This is a genomic window from Massilia genomosp. 1, assembly GCF_011682185.1.
Lineage (GTDB): Bacteria > Pseudomonadota > Gammaproteobacteria > Burkholderiales > Burkholderiaceae_D > Telluria_A > Telluria_A rubra.
The window spans coordinates 1-326 of record NZ_WHJF01000471.1 but is presented as its reverse complement, the minus strand read 5'-3'; the positions used below and the strand labels follow the sequence as shown (position 1 = coordinate 326).

1 protein-coding gene is annotated in these 326 nt (G+C 60.7%); it reads left to right on the top strand.

All coding sequences use genetic code 11. The features are described 5' to 3' along the window. A partial coding sequence (locus tag F1735_RS34555; RefSeq protein ID WP_167241569.1) for a HAMP domain-containing protein occupies positions 1 to 326 on the top strand: 326 nt, incomplete at both ends.

Genomic DNA, 326 nt, shown 5'->3' with positions numbered 1-326 from the left:
GGCCGTCACTGTGCCGCTGAACAACGCCGTTGCCGTGGCGCAAAGCGTCGCCAGCGGCAACCTGGTTAACGAGTTCGATGTTGGCGCCAACAATGAAGTAGGCCAGATGCTGCGCGCACTGAAGGAAATGAACAATAGCCTGCGTGGCATCGTCGGCGATGTGCGCGTCAGCATCGACAACATCAGCGCGGCCACGCGTGACATCGCCTCCGGCAACAACGACGTCTCGGGCCGCCTCGAATCGCAGGCGTCCAACCTTGAAGAAACGGCGTCGTCCATGGAAGAACTCACGTCCACGGTCAAGCAAAATGCCGACAACGCCCACC